Annotated in this window: 17 protein-coding genes; 1 reads left to right on the top strand and 16 read right to left on the bottom strand. The window is 62.1% G+C overall.

The window, feature by feature from the left end; translation table 11 throughout:
- Nucleotide 1: 1 nt before the first annotated feature.
- The 13 genes from trpC to ACLH0J_RS06395 form a co-directional block, all read right to left on the bottom strand.
- Nucleotides 2-838: an indole-3-glycerol phosphate synthase TrpC gene (gene trpC / locus ACLH0J_RS06335; RefSeq protein ID WP_411391269.1), complete on the bottom strand. Its 837-nt coding sequence runs from the start codon at nucleotides 836-838 to the stop codon at nucleotides 2-4.
- Nucleotides 835-1,884: an anthranilate phosphoribosyltransferase gene (gene trpD / locus ACLH0J_RS06340; RefSeq protein ID WP_411391270.1), complete on the bottom strand. Its 1,050-nt coding sequence runs from the start codon at nucleotides 1,882-1,884 to the stop codon at nucleotides 835-837. The genes trpC and trpD overlap by 4 nt, the downstream gene beginning before the upstream one ends.
- A gap of 9 nt (nucleotides 1,885-1,893) precedes the next feature.
- Complete coding sequence (locus ACLH0J_RS06345) at nucleotides 1,894-2,487, bottom strand: aminodeoxychorismate/anthranilate synthase component II (RefSeq protein WP_411391271.1); 594 nt, start codon at nucleotides 2,485-2,487, stop codon at nucleotides 1,894-1,896.
- A gap of 19 nt (nucleotides 2,488-2,506) precedes the next feature.
- Nucleotides 2,507-3,988 carry an anthranilate synthase component I gene (trpE, locus tag ACLH0J_RS06350; RefSeq protein ID WP_411391272.1) on the bottom strand — a complete coding sequence of 494 codons (1,482 nt, stop codon included), beginning with the start codon at nucleotides 3,986-3,988 and terminating at the stop codon, nucleotides 2,507-2,509.
- Nucleotides 3,989-4,059: 71 nt separating this feature from the next.
- Nucleotides 4,060-4,878 carry a phosphoglycolate phosphatase gene (locus ACLH0J_RS06355; protein ID WP_411391273.1) on the bottom strand — a complete coding sequence of 273 codons (819 nt, stop codon included), beginning with the start codon at nucleotides 4,876-4,878 and terminating at the stop codon, nucleotides 4,060-4,062.
- The gene (rpe, locus tag ACLH0J_RS06360) at nucleotides 4,875-5,549 is read right to left on the bottom strand and encodes a ribulose-phosphate 3-epimerase (RefSeq protein WP_411391274.1); all 675 of its coding nucleotides are present in this window, start codon (nucleotides 5,547-5,549) and stop codon (nucleotides 4,875-4,877) included. Before rpe ends, ACLH0J_RS06355 begins: the two co-directional genes overlap by 4 nt.
- A gap of 84 nt (nucleotides 5,550-5,633) precedes the next feature.
- Nucleotides 5,634-6,782: an iron-containing alcohol dehydrogenase gene (locus ACLH0J_RS06365; RefSeq protein WP_411391275.1), complete on the bottom strand. Its 1,149-nt coding sequence runs from the start codon at nucleotides 6,780-6,782 to the stop codon at nucleotides 5,634-5,636.
- Between the two features lie 144 nt (nucleotides 6,783-6,926).
- Entirely contained in the window at nucleotides 6,927-7,751 is an 825-nt protein-coding gene (locus ACLH0J_RS06370; RefSeq protein WP_411391276.1) for an ABC transporter permease, read from the bottom strand.
- A 12-nt stretch (nucleotides 7,752-7,763) separates the two neighbouring features.
- Complete coding sequence (locus tag ACLH0J_RS06375; RefSeq protein ID WP_411391277.1) at nucleotides 7,764-9,011, bottom strand: ABC transporter permease; 1,248 nt, start codon at nucleotides 9,009-9,011, stop codon at nucleotides 7,764-7,766.
- A 148-nt stretch (nucleotides 9,012-9,159) separates the two neighbouring features.
- Nucleotides 9,160-10,200 carry an ABC transporter substrate-binding protein gene (locus tag ACLH0J_RS06380; RefSeq protein WP_253399628.1) on the bottom strand — a complete coding sequence of 347 codons (1,041 nt, stop codon included), beginning with the start codon at nucleotides 10,198-10,200 and terminating at the stop codon, nucleotides 9,160-9,162.
- A 44-nt stretch (nucleotides 10,201-10,244) separates the two neighbouring features.
- Nucleotides 10,245-11,357 carry an ABC transporter ATP-binding protein gene (locus ACLH0J_RS06385; RefSeq protein WP_411391278.1) on the bottom strand — a complete coding sequence of 371 codons (1,113 nt, stop codon included), beginning with the start codon at nucleotides 11,355-11,357 and terminating at the stop codon, nucleotides 10,245-10,247.
- A 231-nt stretch (nucleotides 11,358-11,588) separates the two neighbouring features.
- The gene (locus ACLH0J_RS06390; RefSeq protein ID WP_411391279.1) at nucleotides 11,589-12,218 is read right to left on the bottom strand and encodes a response regulator; all 630 of its coding nucleotides are present in this window, start codon (nucleotides 12,216-12,218) and stop codon (nucleotides 11,589-11,591) included.
- Between the two features lie 18 nt (nucleotides 12,219-12,236).
- The gene (locus tag ACLH0J_RS06395) at nucleotides 12,237-14,231 is read right to left on the bottom strand and encodes a histidine kinase (protein WP_411391280.1); all 1,995 of its coding nucleotides are present in this window, start codon (nucleotides 14,229-14,231) and stop codon (nucleotides 12,237-12,239) included.
- Between the two features lie 77 nt (nucleotides 14,232-14,308).
- Here ACLH0J_RS06395 and ACLH0J_RS06400 point away from each other — a divergent pair, with 77 nt between their 5' ends.
- A complete protein-coding gene (locus tag ACLH0J_RS06400) occupies nucleotides 14,309-15,283 on the top strand; it encodes an alpha/beta hydrolase family protein (RefSeq protein ID WP_411391281.1) in 975 nt (324 codons plus the stop codon).
- A 3-nt stretch (nucleotides 15,284-15,286) separates the two neighbouring features.
- Here ACLH0J_RS06400 and ACLH0J_RS06405 read toward each other — a convergent pair whose 3' ends face one another.
- From ACLH0J_RS06405 to ACLH0J_RS06415, 3 genes are read right to left on the bottom strand one after another with little or no spacing between them, the layout of a single operon-like run.
- Nucleotides 15,287-16,054, bottom strand: coding sequence for a TerB family tellurite resistance protein (locus ACLH0J_RS06405; protein ID WP_411391282.1), 768 nt, complete (start codon nucleotides 16,052-16,054; stop codon nucleotides 15,287-15,289).
- Nucleotide 16,055: 1 nt separating this feature from the next.
- Nucleotides 16,056-16,730 carry an N-acetylmuramate alpha-1-phosphate uridylyltransferase MurU gene (murU, locus tag ACLH0J_RS06410; protein WP_411391283.1) on the bottom strand — a complete coding sequence of 225 codons (675 nt, stop codon included), beginning with the start codon at nucleotides 16,728-16,730 and terminating at the stop codon, nucleotides 16,056-16,058.
- Complete coding sequence (locus tag ACLH0J_RS06415; RefSeq protein WP_411391284.1) at nucleotides 16,727-17,752, bottom strand: aminoglycoside phosphotransferase family protein; 1,026 nt, start codon at nucleotides 17,750-17,752, stop codon at nucleotides 16,727-16,729. The genes murU and ACLH0J_RS06415 overlap by 4 nt, the downstream gene beginning before the upstream one ends.
- Nucleotides 17,753-17,774 lie beyond the last annotated feature (22 nt).

The raw sequence follows: 17,774 nt of genomic DNA on the forward strand, positions 1-17,774 counted from the left end.
ATCAGTCCAGGGTCGAACCGCTGACAGCCACGCCACGCTCCGGGAAGAACAGGCGCTGCAGTTCCGCCCCTGGGTTTTCGGCGCGCATGAAGGTCTCGCCGACCAGGAATGAATACACCCCACTGATTTCCATCAGCTCCACATCGGCACGATTGACGATGCCACTCTCGGTGATCACCAGACGATCGCGCGGAATGCGCGGCAGCAGGTCGAGGGTGTTTTCCAGACTGACTTCAAAGGTGTGCAGGTTACGGTTATTCACGCCGACCAACGGTGTGTCGAGGGTCTTCAGTGCTCGCTCCAGCTCATCGCCATCGTGCACTTCCACCAGCACATCCAGGCCGACGCTCTTGGCCACGGCCGCCAGCTCGGCCATCTTCACGTCATCCAGTGCGGAGACGATCAGCAGCACGCAGTCGGCACCCAAGGCACGGGCTTCGACGATCTGGTACGGATCGACCATGAAATCCTTGCGGATCACCGGCAACTTGCACGCGGCACGTGCCTGCTGCAGGAACAGGTCGGAACCCTGGAAGAAGTCGATATCGGTCAGCACAGACAGGCAAGTCGCGCCGCCCTTCTCATAGCTGACGGCGATCTCGGCCGGTACGAAGTTCTCGCGGATCACGCCTTTGCTCGGCGAGGCCTTCTTGACCTCAGCGATCACGGCCGGCTGCTTGAGCTTGGCCTGGGCGATCAAGGCATTGGCGAAACCGCGCGGCGCCGCGGCGATTTTCGCCTGTGCCTCCAGCTCGGCCAGGCTCACACGGGCACGGCGCTCGGCGACTTCTTCGGCCTTGCGAGCCAGGATTTTTTCCAAAACGGTCGGTACACTCATCCTTCATTCTCCATCTTGAATACTGCGGTGAATGCTCCCAGTTCTTCGAGCTTTTCACGAGCCAGCCCCGTGTGCAGCGCATCGTGGGCCAATTCGACACCTTCCTTGAGACTATAGGCGTGATCGGCCGCGAAAAGTGCCGCGCCAGCATTCAGAACAATCATTTCCGCGGCTTTTTGACCGTTCTCAGTCTTGCGACGCCCCAAGGCATCGCGAATCAGTTCCAGTGAAGCCGCCGGGCTTTCCACGGCCAGGCCATGCAGGCTCTGGCTCTTCATACCCAGGTCTTCGGGCTCGACCCAGTATTCGGTGATCTGGTCATTCTTCAACTCCGCTACAAAGGTCGGCGCCGCGAGGCTGAATTCGTCCAAGCCATCCTTGGAATGCACCACCAGCACGTGCTTGCTGCCCAGGCGTTGCAAAACTTCCGCCAACGGCCGGCACAGCGCCTGGCTGAATACGCCGACCACCTGGTGTTTAACACCGGCCGGATTCGTAAGCGGGCCGAGCATGTTGAACAGGGTGCGCAGACCGAGGTCCTTGCGCGGGCCGGCAGCGTATTTCATCGCACCATGGTGGGACTGGGCAAACATGAAGCCGATGCCGACGCTGTCGATGCAACGCGCCACCTGGACCGGCGTCAGGTTCAGGTAGATACCGGCCGCTTCCAGCAAGTCGGCACTGCCGCTTTTGCCGGACACCGCACGGTTGCCATGCTTGGCCACGGTACAACCCGCCGCCGCCACCACAAAGGAGGCCGCCGTCGACACGTTGAAAATATTCGCGCCGTCGCCGCCGGTACCGACCACATCGACCACGCCGTCGAGGGTCTTGAGCTCAACCTTGTCCGCCAACTCACGCATCACCGAAACGGCGCCGACGATCTCGTCGATGCTCTCGCTCTTCATGCGCATTGCCATCATGAACGCGCCGATCTGCGCGTCGGTGCATTGACCGGTCATGATCTCGCGCATCACATCGCTCATTTCAGCGGTGCTCAGGTCCAGATGACTGACGACACGGCCCAGGGCTGTCTTGATATCCATGAAAACTCCTTAGCGCGTGCCGCCGCTCTGCTTGAGAAAGTTGGCGAACAGCTCGTAACCCTGCTCGGTCAGAATCGACTCGGGGTGAAACTGCACCCCTTCGATATTCAGTGTCTTATGGCGCAGGCCCATGATTTCATCGACCGAGCCGTCTTCCAGTTGGGTCCAGGCGGTCACCTCAAGGCACTCGGGCAGGGTTTCGCGCTTGACCACCAGCGAGTGGTAGCGGGTCACCGTCACCGGCAACTTAAGCCCGTGAAACACGCCGACATTGTTATGGAACACGGGGCTGGTCTTGCCATGCATCACCTGTCGCGCACGCACCACGTCACCGCCAAAGGCCTGGCCGATGGATTGGTGCCCCAGGCACACGCCCAGGATCGGCAGTTTGCCGGCGAAATACTTGATCGCCTCCAGGGAAATACCTGCCTCGGTCGGCGTGCAAGGGCCCGGCGACACCACGATGCGCTCAGGGTTGAGGGCCGCGATTTCGGCCACGGTCAATTCGTCGTTGCGCACCACCTTGACCTCGGCACCGAGCTCGCCCAGGTACTGCACAACGTTGTAGGTAAAGGAGTCGTAGTTATCAATCATCAGCAACATGGGGAAACCTCAAGAATTCTTAGCCCTGGGGGGTCTGTTCAGCCAACGCCACTGCACGGAACATGGCGCGGCGCTTGTTCAGGGTTTCTTCCCATTCGAGGGCCGGCACCGAGTCGGCGACGATCCCGCCACCAGCCTGCACATGCAGTTCCCCGTCCTTGATCACCGCCGTGCGGATCGCAATGGCCGTGTCCATGTTGCCGTTCCAGGCGAAATACCCCACGGCGCCGCCGTAGACGCCACGCTTGACCGGCTCCAGCTCGTCGATGATCTCCATCGCGCGAATCTTCGGCGCGCCCGACAAGGTGCCCGCCGGCAGAATCGCCCGCAGCGCGTCCATCGCGGTCAGCCCGGCTTTCAATTCACCGGTGACGTTGGACACGATATGCATCACGTTGGAATAACGCTCGATCACCATCTTCTCGGTGAGCTTCACCGAGCCGATTTCCGACACACGCCCGGTGTCGTTGCGGCCCAGATCGATCAGCATCAGGTGCTCGGCGATTTCCTTGTCGTCGCTCAGCAGGTCTTCTTCCAGCGCCAGGTCCGCTTCTTCGGTCGCGCCGCGTGGGCGCGTGCCGGCGATCGGGCGCACCGTGATCAGGTTGTCCTCGACGCGCACCAGCACTTCCGGCGAGCTGCCCACCACGTGGAAGTCACCGAAGTTGAAGAAGTACATGTACGGCGTCGGGTTGAAGCAACGCAGCGCCCGGTACAGGTCGATCGGCGCGGCCTTGAAGTCGATGGACATGCGTTGCGACGGCACCACCTGCATGCAGTCACCGGCGAGGATGTATTCCTTGATGGTATCGACCGCGCGCTCGTAGTCATCCTGGGTAAAGCTGGAGCGGAACACCGGATCGGCCGCCGGTGGACGGCGCAGGTCCAGGCCGCGACGCGGGGTGATCGGCTGGCGCAGTTTTTCCAGCAGCGCTTCCAGGCTGGCCTGGCCCCTTTCGAAAGCGTCCGCCTGGGAAGGGTCGGCGAGCACAATGGCGTGCATCTTGCCAGCGAGGTTGTCGAACACCACCACGGCGTCGGAGACCATCAGCAGAATGTCCGGCACGCCCAGCGGGTCCGGGTTCGGGCATTTGCCCAGGCGTTTTTCCACATAACGCACGCAGTCGTAGCCGAAATACCCCACCAGGCCACCGTTGAAACGCGGCAGGCCAGCAATGGTCGGCACGTTGTAGCGCGCCTTGAAGGTTTCGACGAAGGCCAGCGGATCTTCTACATCGTGGTTTTCGATCTCGACGCCATCGTGCGTGATGCTGACGTGATGGTCATGCACCCGCAATACAGTGCGGCACGGTAGACCGATGATCGAGTAACGGCCCCACTTCTCGCCGCCCTGTACCGATTCGAGCAAGTAAGAGTTGGGCTCGTCGGCCAGTTTCAGGTAGATCGACAGCGGCGTATCGAAGTCGGCCAGGGTTTCGCAGGCCAGGGGGATACGGTTATAGCCGGCAGCGGCCAAACGCAGGAATTCTTCGCGGATCATGAGGTGCCTCGTGGCGTGAGGGTCTAACAGTCAGGTAGGCAAACGTGCCGCAGAGCGCGGCCTGGAATCAGTCAGGCGCGCCAACGCCAGCGGGCCAGGGCCTTGATGACTTTCATCCAGAGTTTGCGAGGGACCACCACGATGGAATTTCCAGAAGGGGACGGATCGATATCGGGCAACGTTATCTCAGCGCCAGCTCCCAAGCAACCGGGGATTAACCGTCGCAGATCATCAATGACCAATGAAGGTGACTCTTCGGCGATCGGACGGCCATGGTTGTAGCCGTAACTCAACGCGACGCACTGCACGCCAGCGGCTTTGGCCGCCAGCACATCGCTGCGCGAATCACCGACGAACAACGACTGGGACGCCGGAATATTGGCCATTTTCATCACAAAAAACAGCGCCGCCGGATCGGGTTTTTTTTGCGGCAAGGTATCGCCGCCGATGATCCAGCGGAAGTAACGGCCGATTTTCATCTGGTCCAACAGCGGCGCGACGAAACGCTCGGGCTTGTTGGTGATCAGGGCCATTTCCACCCCCTGCTTGCTCAACCATTTGAGGGTGTCGCGCACGCCGGGATACACCACCGTCAATTCGTGGTTGCTTTCATAGGCAACATTGAACAGTTCCAGGGCGTGTTCGGCCTCGACCTCATCCACGCCCTGGGCGTCAATGTGGTTGGCCAGGGCCCGGCGCACCAGCATGTGCACGCCATTGCCGACCCATTCACGCACCGGGTCGATCCCCACCGGCTTGCGCCCCAGCTTGAGCAGCATCTCGTCCACCGCCGCCGCCAGGTCAGGCACCGAATCGATCAACGTACCGTCCAGATCGAACATCACCAGCCGTGGCAGTTCGCCGGAAAACAACTGCTCGAAGCCGCTCATGGACGTGCCAGCGCCAGTTCCGCACGCATCTTGGCGATGACTTCCTGATAATCCGGGGCGTTGAAGATCGCCGAGCCGGCCACGAAGGTATCAGCGCCGGCAGCGGCGATTTCGCGGATGTTATTGACGTTGACCCCACCGTCGATTTCCAGGCGGATGTCGCGGCCCGACGCATCAATCAGCGCGCGGGCTTCGCGCAGCTTGTCGAGGGTGCCGGGGATGAACTTTTGCCCGCCGAAGCCTGGGTTGACGCTCATCAGCAGGACCATGTCGACCTTGTCCATCACGTACTTGAGCACGTCCAGCGGAGTGGCCGGGTTGAACACCAGGCCCGCCTTGCAGCCGCCTTCGCGGATCAGTTGCAGGGTACGGTCGACGTGCAGCGAGGCTTCAGGGTGAAAGGTGATGTAGGTCGCGCCGGCCTCGACGAAGTCACCGACGATGCGATCCACGGGGCTGACCATCAGGTGCGCGTCGATCGGCGCGGTGATGCCGTACTTGCGCAGCGCCGCACAAACCATCGGGCCGATGGTCAGGTTGGGCACGTAGTGGTTGTCCATGACATCGAAGTGCACGAAGTCGGCGCCGGCGGCCAACACCTTGTCCACTTCTTCACCCAGGCGGGCGAAATCGGCGGAGAGAATCGATGGAGCAATAACGAAGGGCTGCATGACGCACCTTTTTTGAGCTAAATCACGGTGGCGCGCATTGTATACCTCATGCTTTACCCTGCGCACCGTGACCTGACTCAACGACTAGTAAGCGGCCCGATAGATTTTCTCGATATCCGCCACGCTGAGCTTGCGCGGATTGTTGCGCATCAGCCGCTCGATGCCGGCGGCTTCGACGGCCATGGCCGGGATCGCCTCCTCGGGCACCCCGAAGCTGCGCAGGCCCGCCGGGATCTCCACGGCGGCGCACAGTCGCGTCATCGCCTCGACGGCCTGATTGGCCGCATCGTTGACGCTCAGGCCGTTGATATTGACCCCCATGGCCTGGGCAATGTCCTGCATACGCTCCACACAGGCCAGCTTGTTCCAGTGCATCACATAGGGCAGCAACAGCGCGTTGCTCACGCCGTGGGCGATGTTGAACCGCCCGCCCAGCGGGTACGCCAGCGCATGCACCGCGCCCACCCCCGCATTGCCGAACGCCATGCCGGCCATCAGGCTGGCGGTGGCCATGTCGTCGCGGGCCTGCAGGTTGGCCGGGTTGGCGTAGGCTTTGGGCAGCGCCTTGGCAATCAGCTTGATCGCACCGATGGCCAGGGCATCGGTGATCGGCGAGGCATTCAGCGACAAGTAGGACTCGATGGCATGCACCAGCGCATCCACGCCACTGGCGGCGGTGACACTGCGCGGGCAGGTCAGGGTCATTTGCGGGCTGATCAGCGCGACATCCGGCAGCAGGTAGTCGCTGACGATGCCTTTTTTCAACTGCGCAGCCTTGTCGGAGAGGATCGCCACGTTGGTGACTTCCGAGCCGGTGCCGGCCGTGGTCGGGATGGCGATCAGCGGCGGGCCTCTACGCGGCACCTGATCGACACCGAACAGATCCTCCAGGGCGCCGTGGTAACCGGCGTAGGCCGCGACACTTTTAGCGATGTCGATGGCGCTGCCGCCGCCCACGCCGATCAGGCCGTCGTGCCCGCCGTCGCGGTAGGCCTGCATGCAATCTTCGACGATGGAGATTTCCGGGTCCGGCAGCACGCGGTCGAAAATCTCATAGGGACGCTCGCCCAGATGCTCAAGCGCCAGCGCCACAGTGCCGGACTTGACCAACGCGGCATCGGTGACGATCAGCGGGTTGTCGATATCCAGGCGCGTGAGTTCGGCGGCCAATTGTTCGATGGCGCCTGCACCGGTCAGCAATTTGTGGGCGATCTTGAATGAGGAAGTACTCATGTGCGCGGCCTCTTATTAATAAACGGGCTGGCACAAGAGTAGCTGACTGAAACGGGTTGTCTTCCATTCAGCAACTGAATGGAAGACAACCCCATGTGGGAGAGGGCTTGCCCCCCTCTCCACATCTTTGACCTGCGCCTGGCTTTAGACCTGGGCGGTGCGCAGCTTCTCGCTACGCCCACGCAGCCATTCCAGGGTCAGCAACAGCAGCACCGAAAAGGCGATCAGCAAGGTGGCCGCTGCGGCAATGGTCGGGCTGAGGTTTTCGCGGATGCCGCTGAACATCTGGCGCGGCAAGGTCGCTTGCTCGGGGCCGGCGAGGAACAGTGTCACCACCACCTCATCGAACGACGTCGCGAACGCGAACAGGGCACCGGATATCACCCCCGGCGCAATCAGCGGCAAGGTCACGCGGCGAAACGCGGTCAATGGCGAGGCACCGAGACTGGCCGCCGCCCGCACCAGGTTATGGTTGAACCCTTGCAACGTCGCCGACACGGTGATGATCACAAAGGGCACGCCCAGTACCGCATGCACCACGATCAGCGAGAAAAAGCTGTTGCCCAGGCCCAGCGGTGCAAAGAACAGGTAACTGGCCACACCGATGATCACCACCGGCACCACCATCGGCGAAATCACCAGGGCCATGACCAGCGCCTTGCCGGGGAAGTTGCCGCGCGTCAGGCCGATCGCCGCCAGCGTGCCGAATACCATGGCCAGCACCGTGGCCGCCGGGGCGACGATGATGCTGTTCTTCAGCGCCCGCATCCATTCGGCCGAGGTGAAGAAGTCGTGGTACCAGTGCAGCGAGAAGCCTTGCAGCGGGTACACCAGAAAACTGCCGCTGTTGAACGACAGCGGGATGATCACCAGCACGGGCAAGATGAGGAACAGCAGGATCAAGCCGCAGAGTATCCGCAAGCTGTAGAACCACACCCGCTCCACCGGTGACATATAAGGACTCAGCATCGCAAGGTCTCCTCAGCTCAGGCGCAGGCGGCTGGCGCCTACCAGCCGGTTGTAGATCAGGTACAGCACCACGGTCGCCAGCAGCAGCAAGCCGCCCAACGCCGTCGCCATGCCCCAGTTGATGCTGGTGTTGGTATAGAACGCCACGAAGTAGCTGACCATCTGGTCGTTCGGGCTGCCCAGCAGTGCCGGGGTGATGTAGTAACCAATCGCCAGGATGAACACCAGCAGACAGCCAGCACCGACACCGGCGTAGGTCTGCGGGAAGTAAACGCGCCAGAAGCTGGTGAACGGATGGCACCCCAGGGAAATCGCCGCACGCATGTAGGTAGGCGAAATACCCTTCATCACGCTGTAGATCGGCAGAATCATGAACGGCAGCAGGATGTGCACCATGGAGATATAGACCCCGGTGCGGTTGAACACCAGCTCCAGCGGTTTATCGATCAGGCCCATGCCCATCAGGGCGCTATTGATCAGGCCGCCGGACTGCAGCAGCACGATCCACGCCGCCACCCGCACCAGGATCGAGGTCCAGAACGGCAGCAACACCAGAATCATCAGCAGGTTGCTTTTACGCGCCGGCAGGTTGGCCAACAGATACGCCAGGGGATACGCCAGCAACAGGCAGACGGCGGTGATCACCAGGCCCATCCAGAAGGTGCGGGCGAAAATGTCCAGGTAGATCGCCTGGTCCGGCGTGGCCGGGGCCACTTCGCCAAGGTCGTCGATGCGGTGATCGACGGCGGCCAGCAGATAGAACGGCGTCAGGCTGCTGGTATTGCGCCGGATCGCCTGCCAGTACGCCGGGTCGCCCCAGCGTTCATCGAGGGTTTCCAACGCTTCTTTATAAGAGCCAGGCGCTTCACTGAATGGCAGCGCCCGTGCGGTTTTGGTGAGCAGGCTGCGATAGCCGGCCAGTTCCATGTTCAAGCGTTTGGACAGGTCGCCCAGCGTCTGGTTTTTACGCGCCTCGCCCAAGTCTTCGCTGAGGGCCTGGTACACCGGTTCACCCGGCAGACCACGACCATCCCAGGCCTTGACCGCCACCACGGTACGCGGCAAACCGGCCACCACTTCCGGGTTGCCCACGCTTTTGTAGAGCAGCGCAACGATCGGCACCAGGAACACCAGCAGCAAGAACAGCACCAGCGGCGCAATCAGGGCCTGGGCCTTCCAGCGATTGAGCCGTTCGGCACGCGCCAGACGCTGCTTGAGGGTGGGGCTGTTGACCTCGTTTGAGGGAACGGCGATGGCCATGGCTAACTCCGAAACTTGAAAATGAATGCACTCTGCCAAACGCAGCAGATCCCCTGTGGGAGGGGGCTTGCTCCCGATAGCGGAGTGTCAGTCAGTACATCTAGCAACTGATACACCGCCATCGGGGGCAAGCCCCCTCCCACATGGATTATTTAGCTGCCCAGGAATTGAAGCGCTGCTCGAGCTGCTCGCCGTTATCGGCCCAGAAGCTCACGTCGATCTGCACCTGGTTGGCGATGTTCTCAGGCGTGGTCGGCATGTCTTTCAACACGTCCTTGGCCAGCAACGGAACGGCTTGGGTGTTGGCCGGGCCGTAAGCGATGTTTTCCGAGTAGATCTTCTGCTGCTGAGGCTGCACCGAGAAGGCGATGAATTTCTTCGCCGCTTCTGCACGATCCTTGGCCAGGCCTTTTGGAATAGCCCAAGCGTCGAAGTCGTAGATACCGCCGTTCCACACCACTTTCAGGTTGCTTTCTTTCTGCACGGCAGCGATGCGACCGTTGTAGGCCGAGCTCATCACAACGTCACCCGAGGCGAGGTATTGCGGCGGCTGTGCACCGGCTTCCCACCACTGGATCGAAGGCTTGAGCTCGTCCAGTTTCTTGAACGCGCGGTCCTGACCGTCTTTGCCGGCCAACACTTTGTACACATCCTTCGGCGCGACGCCGTCGGCCATCAATGCGAATTCCAGGGTGTACTTGGCGCCCTTGCGCAGGCCGCGTTTGCCCGGGAATTTCTTGGTGTCCCAGAAGTCCGCCCAACTGGTCGGTGCGGAGCTCAGCTTGTCGGCGTTGTAGGCCAGCACGGTCGACCACACGAAGAAGCCCACGCCGCACGGTTGGATGGCGCCTTTTACGTAGTCAGCGGTGTTGCCGAACAGTTTCGGGTCCAGCGGCTCGAACATGTCTTCGTCACAACCGCGGGACAGTTCCGGCGACTCCACTTCCACCAGGTCCCAGGACACGCTCTTGGTGTCGACCATGGCTTTGACCTTGGCCATCTCACCGTTGTACTCACCGGCGACGATCTTGCCGTTGCCCGCGCTTTCCCACGGTGCATAGAAAGCCTTGACCTGGGCTGCCTTGTTCGCACCACCAAAGGACACGACCGTCAGGTCCGGGCCAGCCATGGCCTGGGTCGCGCCGATCAAACCGATCGCCAGTGCGGAATACTTAAGGGATCTCAACATTGTTGTTCTCTCCACGTGCAGGGTTGGTGAAGCCATGGGGGCGATTATTTCGCCTCTAGAAGTGGGTCGAGTGCGCGAACGTGCTCGACTTGCCAGCCAATCGGTACCACGTCGCCGACCGCCAGTGCCGGGTCCAGCTCGGCGATCGGTTGTTTCACAAAAAAATCGGTCATGCCGCAGACTTCCAGGCGCACACGCACGTGGTCGCCCAGGTAAACGAATTCCGCCACGCGCCCCGAGAAACGGTTGGTGCAGCTTTCGCTGGAGCCATTGAGGCTGACGCGCTCCGGGCGCACCGACAGGGTCACCGGACCACCGACCTGGCCGACGTTCACCGCCAGCGCTTCGACTTTCTCGCCGCGCGCCAGCTCGACCACGCAACGGTCGCCGGTGCGGCTGTGCAGGCGGCCATTAAGGCGGTTGTTTTCACCGATGAAGTTGGCAACGAAGGTGTTCTTCGGCTCTTCGTACAAGGTACGCGGCGCGGCGATCTGCTGGATCTCGCCCTGGTGGAACACCGCCACTCGGTCGGACATCGTCAAGGCTTCGCCCTGGTCGTGGGTCACGTACACCACCGTCACGCCGAGGCGCTGGTGCAGGTGCTTGATCTCCATCTGCATGTGTTCACGCAGTTGCTTGTCGAGGGCGCCGAGGGGTTCGTCCATCAGCACCAGCTGCGGTTCGAACACCAGCGCCCGGGCCAATGCCACACGCTGCTGCTGGCCGCCGGACAACTGCGCCGGGTAGCGCTGGGCGAAGGCGTCGAGCTGAACCATGCTCAGCACGCGTTTGACCCGCTCGCTGATATCGGTCTTGCTCAAGCCGCGTACCGACAGCGGGAACGCCAGGTTCTCGGCGACGGTCATGTGTGGGAACAACGCGTAGTTCTGGAACACCATGCCGATGTCGCGCTTGTGCGGTGGCACATTATTGATCGCGCGCCCGGCCAGTTGGATTTCGCCAGCGGTCGGCGTTTCAAAGCCGGCGAGCATCATCAGACTGGTGGTCTTACCCGAACCGGACGGCCCGAGCAGGGTCAGGAACTCGCCCTTGCGGATCTCCAGGTTGAGGTCTTTGACGATCAGGTTCTCGCCGTCGTAGCTCTTCTGCACGCCACGAAAGCTGACCAGCACATCATTTGAATCCGCCTCGCTCATACCTGCACCTTTGTATTTTGGACTGCTGTGGCACAAGCGTAGTCCAGCGGCGAGCCCCCGGAAATCGGGAGCCAGGAGAGAATCACATCAGCCGGATGGAAGCTTGCGGGTAGGGAACGCCCTACACGAATGACGGTAATGGAACAGTCCCGTAACCCTTCCTATATAAAACGGCACGCAGAGCAGGTCGCAAATAGATATGCCCGCCGGTAGGAACGAGCTTGCTCGTGCCTACAGAAGCTTGTGTTCCATGGCGTATTTCACCAGTTCGGCCAGGGAGGTGATGTTGAGTTTCTGCATCAGCCGCGCCTTGTGGGTGCTGATGGTCTTGCTGCTCAACGCCAGTTGCTGGGCGATGTCATTGACGTTGGCGCCCTGGGCCAGGCGTTCAAACACCGAGAATTCGCGCTCCGACAGCAACGAATGCAAGGGCCGCGAATCGGTCAGGCCGACCTCGAAGACCATGCGGTCGGCCAGGTCCGGATCGATATAACGCCCGCCCGCCGCCACCTTGCGAATCGCCATGAGCAGCAGCGCAGGATCGCTGTCCTTGGTGGCATAACCGGCGGCGCCCACCTTCAACGCGCGGGCGGCCATTTGCGCCTCGTCGTGCATCGACAGCACCAGGATCGCCGGCGGATTGCTCAGCGTACGAATCCGCGCAATCGCTTCCAGGCCGTTGACGCCGGGCATCGAGATGTCCAGCAACACCACCTCGCAAGGCACATGGCGCAAGGTCTCCAGCAGTTGCTCGCCATTGCTCGCCTCCCCAACGACCTGCAGGTCTTTGGCCAGGCCGATCAATTGCTTGATGCCTTCACGCACGATGGTGTGGTCTTCGGCTACCAGTACACGGATCACAGGGGTTTCCTCTTCGGGTTATCCATCCAACGGCACCGTGACACTCAGGGTGGTGCCCTCCCCCAACTCGCTGTCCAGGCTCAATTGCCCGCCCATGATCAGCACCCGCTCGCGCATGCCCACCAGGCCAAACGACACCGGGCGGCCCTGGGCCTGGACGAACCCGACGCCGTCATCGCTGATGGTCAGCCGCAGGTGTGTGCCTTCCACCGCCAGGGTCAGTTCGACAGTATGCGCCTGGGCATGGCGCATCACATTGGTCAGCGCTTCTTGCAGGATACGGAACAGGCCGATGGCCTTGGCATCGCTCAAGACCGGCAAGTTTTCCGGCACCTGCACCAGACAGGGAATGTGCGTACGCGCTTCGAAACGCCGCGCCTGCCATTCGATGGCCGAGGCGATGCCGGCGTCGAGGATCGGCGGACGCAACGCCGTGGCCACGTCCCGAACCAGTTGGAACAGTTGGGCAATCAGGCGCTTCATGCTATTCAGGCGCTCGTGCAGGCCGGGGTCCAGTTGCGCATAGGCCAACTCGCACATCGACGTTTCCAGCTTGAGCACGGTGAGCATCTGCCCGAGTTCGTCGTGCACTTCGCGGGCGATACGCGCCTTTTCTTCTTCGCGCACGGTTTCCAGGTGGGCAGACAGCTCGCGCAGTTGCGCTTCGCTTTGCAGCAGGGCGGCCAGGGTTCGGCGCAGTTCGGTGACGTCGTTGAGGTAGACCACCAGGTACTCGGCCTCGGCAAAGCGCAGAAAGCTCAAGGACACGTTGGCCGGCAGGATGCTGCCATCGGCCCGCCGGCAATCGGTGGCGAAGTTCTGCGGCCCGTCTTCGCTGGCGCGCGCGCGCTTCCACAGGTTGAGCCAGCGGTCCATATCCAGGCTTGGATCGAGGTCAACCAGCGGCCGCTCGATCAATGTGCCGGGGCCATAGCCGAGCATGCTTTCGGCGGCGTGGTTGGCGTAGCGCACATGGCTGTCCCAGTTGACCCAGAGGATCCCCACGGTGCTTTGGTCGATGGAAAACTGCGTGAGCCGCAACGCCTCGGCCCCGGCGGCGCGGGCCGCGCTTTCCTCGCGGGAGGCCAGCAAGCTGTGTTCCAGCACACGCTGCTGGCGACGCTGCCAGAACACCGTGGCCAGACTGGCGAGCAGCAACAGCCCCAGCAGCAGGCTGAGGTTTTGCCACAGGCCCGGAGATTCAGACAGCCGTGGGTATTTGGGTTGCAGCCAGCGACTGTGCAATTGGTCGAGATCGCGGGCGGGAATAGCACGCAAGGCGCTTTCCATGATGCCGGCCAGCTCCGGCCATTCCCGGCGCGTGGCCACCCGCAGCAATTGCGGCAGGCCGATATCCCCCACCACCGCCAGCCCGGCGAATTCCGCCTCCCCGGACAAGCGGCTCAGTTGCGCTTCGTCCACCACGGCGTAACGCGCCTGCTGGCTGACCAGCAGTTGCAGGGCCTGGCGCTCCATGGGCACGCCTTGCAGATTCAGGCCGGGATAGGTGCTGCGCAGGTAATCGGCCACGGCGCTGGGCATGCGCACGGCGACGCGGGATCGGTCATCGAGCTTTTCCAGCTCCACGGCACCACCGCCTTCACGGATGCCGACGATACGCTGGGGTACGCGCATATAGGGGTCGGTGAACAACCACAGGCGCAAACCGGCCGGGGTCTGTTGCAGACCGGGGGCGATATCCACCTCGCCGTCGCGCACGGCCGCTTCCAACTGCTCCTGAGTGGGAAAGTTGCGCCAGGTCAGCTCGATATTCAGCGCCTTGGCCAGCCACTGCATCAATTCGACATTGGCCCCGGACAACCGCTGCAAGCGCCGGTCGTATTGCGCATAGGGCGCCTGCAACACCAGGCCCACCCGCAACTCCGGGTGCTGGGCCAGCCATTCGCGTTGTTGCGCATTGAGCTGCGCCTGGGGCGAAGGGGGTGCAGGGTTGGCATTTGCCATCAAGGCAAAGCACAAACAGCCGATAACCAGCAGACCGCGAAAACCCATGATCGACGTCTCACATCACTGACAAATACTGACCAACCCATTAGGCTGCTGGAATCATTTCTGGCCGGGAATCAACGATGCTCTTTCTCCACCGTTCGGCACTGCCAGCATTGTGCCTGTCACTGCTCTTTACCAGTGCCTTTTCCGTACAGGCCGCCGATGCGCCTGCGCCGCCGGCCGAAAAACCCATCGAACACCACCCCCTGCCTGAACGCAGCCAGGAAGAAGCCGGCTTTCTTGAACGCAAGATCCCGCAACAGGAGCAGCAACAGTTGCAGGCCGGCAGCGAATCATTTCTCGCCCTGTGGAAGCCAGCCAACAGCGCCGAACCCGAAGGCGTGGTGATTATCGTACCGGGCGCTGGGGAAAATGCTGACTGGCCGCAAGCAATCGGCCCTTTGCGACGCAAATTGCCGGATGCCAATTGGGGCAGTCTCAGCCTGTCGCTGCCGGACATGAACATGGACACCCTGCCGCCGCGCGTCATGGAAGCGCCCCAGGCCAGCGTCGATACCAGCAGCAAAGAGGCGAGCACCGCCGACAAACCGATCGAGCAAGCCGCCAGCGCCGAAGCCGAAGGCACCGACCCGGCAACGGTGCCCGGCGCCGACGAGCAAGACAAGACCGATGCTTCGCGCATCTTTGCCCGCATCGATGCCGCCGTGGCCTTCGCCCAAACCCAGGGCGCGCGCAGCGTGGTGTTGGTCGGACACGGCACGGGCGCCTGGTGGGCCGCGCGTTACTTGGGCGAGAAACAACCGTCCCAGGTGCAGAAGTTCGTCATGGTCGCCGCGCAGACACCCACGGGACGCCATCCCGACATACAGCAACTGGCCCCCAGCCTGAAACTGCCGACCGCCGATATCTTCTATCAAGACGACGCTCAAGCACGCAAAACCGCGTTGGCCCGTGCGCAGGCGGCCAAGCGCTTGAAGAATGATGGCTATAAGCAGGTGTCATTGAAGACACTGCCAGGCAACAGTGCGGCCGAGCAGGAACAGTTGTATCGCCGGGTCCGCGGCTGGTTGAGCCCCCAGGTCAGCGCCGACTGACGCCTACCTGAAGTCCCGCCGCTCGCGGATCAACGCAAAGGCACTGTGCAATTCGCGGGTGCGTTCGGTGGCCTCGCGCACTTGCGCGGGGCTGGCGCCGGTGCCGGCAATTTTGTCCGGGTGGTGGCGACTGAGCAGGCGGCGATAGGCGCGCTTGATCGCCGAGGGCTCGGTGGTGGTCGTCACGCCCAGCAGGCGCAATGCGTCCTGATAGCTCCCGCCGCGGTTGGCCACCGGCTTGCGCTCAGGCGTGTAGTCCGCGGCCAAGGCCTGCAATTGTTGCGGCGTCCAACCCAGCCATTTGCCCCAGAGGTCGATCAGGTCGCGCTCGGCGTCATCCGCCTGGCCATCGGCCCAGACCATCCGCCAGCACGCACGCAATACACCTTCCGCCGCGTGGGGCTGAGCCTTGAGCACACGCAGGTAGCTGCGCACGCGGTCGGAGCCGGACTTGCCACGATTGAACGCAGCGATTGCACGGCGCTGGGCCGACTCGGTCATATCCAGCGAGCGCATCTCCTGGCGCGCCTGCTGGATATGCCCATCCACCACTCGACCATTGCTTTTGGCCAGGCGCCCCAGCAACACAAACAACAATTCGTCATTGCGCAACGCCGGACGCCCACCCAGGCGTTCGCGCAATTGCGCCCAGCTTTGCAGTTGCAGGCGACGGTCCAACGCCTGTCCCAACAGCGCGCCCAACAAGGCCCCCGGAATACTGGCAATGGCAAAGCCAGCCCCGGCGCCGATCAGCGTCCCTGGCCACAGCATGCTACTGCCCCGCTATCAGCAAGGTTTCGACTTGCGCCAGGCGCTCCAGCGTGCCGACATCGATCCAGCGTCCCGCCATGTGTTCCCCCGTTACCAAACCTTTCGCCATGGCCGCCCGCAACAGCGGCGCCAGCTTGAAGGCACCGGCGCTGCAACCCGCGAACAGCTTGGGGTCGAGCACTGAAATGCCACTGAAGGTCAGGTTATCGGCACCGGGCGCCGCATCATGAAGCAATCCCTGATCAAGGTAGAAATCACCGCCTGAGGGGTGATGCGCGGGGTTGTCGACCATCACCAGATGCGCCAAGCCCTGGAGCGGTCGCTTGAGGTGGGCGAAGTCGTAGTCGGTCCAGATATCGCCATTGACCACCAGGAAGGGTTCATCGCCCAACAGCGACAAGGCCTGGAAAATCCCGCCGCCGGTTTCCAGCGGCTCGCCCTCCGGGGAATAGCGGATGCGCAGGCCAAATTGTGCACCGTCGCCCAAATAGCTTTCGATCTGCTGGCCCAGCCAGGCGTGGTTGATCACGATATCGGTGAAGCCCGCCTTGACCAGCGCCTCCAAGTGGTACTCGATCAGGCGCTTGCCGCCGGCCTGCACCAACGGCTTGGGCGTGTGCAGGGTGAGCGGACGCATCCGCTCGCCCTTGCCGGCGGCGAGGATCATCGCCTTCATACACGCGCCTCGGCGGGTTGGCGCAGGCTGTTCAGCAACTCAGCCAGCTCGCTCAACTCCGCACGTTCGGCCAGCACCGCTTCTATATAAGCAAAGAAGCGCGGCACATCCGCCAGGTAGCGAGGCTTGCCGTCGCGATGGCAAATGCGCGCGAAAATGCCGATGACCTTGAGATGACGCTGCACGCCCATCAGGTCGCTGGCGCGCAAGAAGTCGTCGACGTTTGCCTGCACCGGGATGCCCAACGCCCCGGCACGCTCCCAATAGCCGCGCTGCCATGCCCGCACGCGGGCCTGGGGCCAACTGAGGAAGGCGTCCTTGAACAAGCACGTGATGTCGTAGGTCACCGGGCCATACACCGCATCCTGGAAATCCAGCACCCCAGGGTTCGGCTCGCTGATCATCAGGTTGCGCGGCATATAGTCGCGGTGCACCAGCACCTTCGGCTGTGCCAGGGCGCTGTCGATCAGGTGGTCACTGACGCGCTGCCACAGCGCGCGCTGGTGTGTATCGAGTTCGATACCCAAATGCCGGCGCACGTACCATTCAGGGAACAATTCGAGCTCGCGGCGCAGCAAGGCCACGTCATAGCTGGGCAGCGGCGCATCCATCGGCAACTGCTGGAAAGCCAGCAGGGCGTCGATCGCGTCGGCGAACAATTGATCGGCGTTTTGCTCGTCAATCACGTCCAGATAGGTTTTTCTGCCCAGGTCATTGAGCAAAAGAAAGCCTCGCGGCAAATCTTCTGCATAAATTTTTGGAACATTTATCCCCGACTTCGCGAGCAAATGGGCGATATCAACGAAAGGTTTGCAGTTTTCCTGGGGGGGTGGCGCGTCCATTACCACGAAAGTTCGACCGCCTCCTTCCCAACGGAAATAGCGCCTGAAACTCGCGTCGCTGCTGGCTGCGGTCAATGTGGCCGGGGGTACGGCACCCCAGTCTTGAGCATTGAAAAGGATCGGTAGCTGCTCATCCAGCCAGACTTTCAGCTGTTGTAAACGTAGATCTTGCTCGGGCATTACAAGGGTCTCCGACGGCGCT

This window comes from Pseudomonas sp. MPB23 (assembly GCF_046605395.1).
Taxonomy (GTDB): domain Bacteria; phylum Pseudomonadota; class Gammaproteobacteria; order Pseudomonadales; family Pseudomonadaceae; genus Aquipseudomonas.